The 1,317-nt window shown below is 44.8% G+C and carries 1 protein-coding gene; it reads left to right on the top strand.

Features of this window, described 5'->3' with window-relative positions; all coding sequences use genetic code 11:
• Window positions 1–102 precede the first annotated feature (102 nt).
• Complete coding sequence (locus QUA43_RS30695) at window positions 103–1,293, top strand: transposase (protein ID WP_333379542.1); 1,191 nt, start codon at window positions 103–105, stop codon at window positions 1,291–1,293.
• Window positions 1,294–1,317: the final 24 nt, after the last annotated feature.

Genomic DNA, 1,317 nt, shown 5'->3' with positions numbered 1-1,317 from the left:
CTGACAGGTGTAGGTTTTTTACAACGGGGTAGTATAAAGTCAATTAAACCAGGCGACAATAAGGGTGATGAGCAGGAAATACAGGGCTGGGGGAAAACCTAAATGCTGAAAAATAAGCATCTCAAAGATTGGTCATGTATTGTATCCAAACAAATGCCTCACCTGTCCATACCTCAAGCGATTGGGTTAGCAACCTGGAGTTTTGGTGTAGTGATGACCAAATCTAGCAGCTTGACCCAAGTTTCGCACTCTCTGGCTCAGATCAACGGAGAAAAGCCAAATACAGTTCGTCAGCGATTAAAAGAATGGTATCAAGAAGCCAAGGCCAAAAAAGGAAAAAAGCGTCGTGAGTTGGATGTGAGTAGTTGTTTTGCTCCATTACTGTTGTGGGTTCTGAGTTTACTACCGGAAAATGTTGAGGACATTGCCTTGGCATTGGATGCCACTAGCATCGGGGATAAATTTACAGTTCTGTCGATGAACATCTTATTGGGTGGGTCGGGAATTCCTGTAGCGTGGTGTATTGTCGGAGCGACAGAGCCAGGAAGTTGGAAACCCCATTGGCAAAAACTGATTTCTCAAGTTGAAGGTGTGATTCCCGCTAACTTTAGGGTGATAGTTGCCGCTGACCGAGGACTATATGCTGATTGGCTTTATCAATTGATTAAAAGTGTGGGCTGGCATCCATTTCTACGTATTAATCATCAAGGAACCTATCGTCTGCCATCGAACCAGACATGGGAGCCACTGGCACATCTGGTTCGTCAAGGCGGACAATCAATATCCCAGCAAGTCGTCTGTTTTAAAACTAACCCTCTTGATTGTACACTCCTAGCTCATTGGGATCTAGGCTACAAAGACCCGTGGTTGATTTTGACTGACCTCAAACCGGAGGAAGCAAACGTTCTTTGGTATGGACTACGTTCTTGTACCGAATGCGTTTACCGCGATCTCAAATCTGATGGCTGGCAATGGCATAATACCCGTTTACTTGATCCACAACGAGCTGAACGAATGTGGTTAGTGCTGGCTGTTGCCACTTTGTGGATGGTGAGCCTTGGTGGAACTCACGAAAATCAATCACTAGCCTCAAATTTTCAACAACTTCCCCCTCGACATATTGCTTTAAATCAGCCGATGGGCCTCAAAAAACAGCGTCATTTGTCTTGCTTTCTTCTCGGCTTTGTGACTTTGATGGCTAATCTACTCAACAATCGAACCATTCATCTTGAGCGTTGGATCTCCTTCCCTCACACTCCTGTAGATGCCTTCTATACTTGTAACTCCTCCTAGTTGTAAAAAACCTACACCTGTCAG

Source organism: Microcoleus sp. N9_B4, assembly GCF_036701635.1.
In the GTDB taxonomy this organism is placed as follows: Bacteria; Cyanobacteriota; Cyanobacteriia; order Cyanobacteriales; family Microcoleaceae; genus Microcoleus.
The sequence above is the reverse complement of the archived record's forward strand: the minus strand, read 5'-3'. Positions and strand labels throughout refer to the sequence as shown.

Bases quoted from the DNA above. Each gene is read 5' to 3' on its own strand.
- QUA43_RS30695 (WP_333379542.1), top strand. From the start codon at position 103: ATGCTGAAAAATAAGCATCTCAAAGATTGGTCATGTATTGTATCCAAA.